This window comes from Oleiphilus sp. HI0086 (genome assembly GCF_001635225.1).
In genome coordinates this window covers 1-1,035 of record NZ_LWFZ01001119.1, presented here as the reverse complement: position 1 = coordinate 1,035, position 1,035 = coordinate 1, and the positions used below count along the sequence as shown (strand labels likewise).

Sequence of the window (1,035 nt, the reverse complement as noted above, 5' to 3'; positions counted from 1 at the left end):
ACGGCCTTGGCGACAAAGGTGGCATTCTTGACTACCGTCTATATTACGGCATGCTTCAAACAATCACCAAGAAAGACAACTTCCCAGCAGACTTTGGTAACAAAATGCGTAAATACGTTGTTGGCCGCTTGAAAGCTATCAATAAACTAGTTGCTGATGCCGAAAAAGAAATACCAGCTAAGTACTGGATCAAAACTAACGAAGAGACTAAAAAAGAGCTAGTTAAGTTTAGCCGTGACATTCGTCTAGCACTTAAAGCTGAAGGTAAAATGGACCCTAAAGCGCTTAAGCTGCTTTGGAAAATCCGTTGTGCTGAAAACCCATCTGCAAGTGAGTGTGCAACTCCTGAATAGGCTAATAGCTTAGCAGATTATAAAAAGGCTCCTTTNAAGGGGCCTTTTTTATTATCAGTGCTTCTCTTTAGGTCTACAATAGCACCATTAGAGGAGCAAACTTATGTCTGACATTCAATATGGCACTAATGAGCCAGTAATATTCACTATGCTAATGACACCTGAAATGGCTAACTTTTCAGGTAACGTACACGGCGGCGCACTATTAAAGCTACTAGACCAGGTCGCTTATACCTGCGCATCACGCTATAGCGGCCATTACGCCGTCACCCTTTCTGTAGACCAAGTTAACTTTCGCCAACCGATTAAAATTGGCGAACTCGTCACCTTTTTATCTTCTGTAAACTACGTCGGACGCACGTCAATGGAAGTAGGCGTCAAAGTCGTTGCTGAAGATATTCACTCTCACGAGAAGCGCCATACCAACAGCTGCTATTTTACTATGGTAGCAATGGGTGAGGATGGAAAGCCCACAGAAGTTCCGCCACTCGACTTTAAAGCAGATAAGCAAAAACAGCGCTATATTGCAGCAAAAGTAAGAAGGGAGCTTCGTAAAGAACATGATCTGCGGCTGAAAGAGATTCACGATAAGTGGATCAGTAATACGGAACATATGACTGAAGAGCAGATCAACGTAGAGTTCGAGAAATACCGGCAAAGCTAAATACCATGCCGGTATAAA

2 protein-coding genes are annotated in these 1,035 nt (G+C 42.9%); both read left to right on the top strand.

Annotation, left to right across the window (positions count from 1 at the left end):
* On the top strand, positions 1-353 hold a 353-nt coding region (locus A3756_RS28005; protein ID WP_231875585.1), incomplete at its 5' end, for a putative solute-binding protein.
* Between the two features lie 103 nt (positions 354-456).
* On the top strand, positions 457-1,017 hold the full coding sequence (locus A3756_RS19835; protein ID WP_197470060.1) for an acyl-CoA thioesterase: 561 nt from the start codon (positions 457-459) through the stop codon (positions 1,015-1,017).
* The last annotated feature ends 18 nt before the right edge of the window (positions 1,018-1,035 follow it).

What these genes read in the sequence shown, in the direction of transcription:
- A3756_RS19835 (WP_197470060.1), top strand. Translation starts at nt 457, where the DNA reads ATGTCTGACATTCAATATGGCACTAATGAGCCAGTAATATTCACTATG.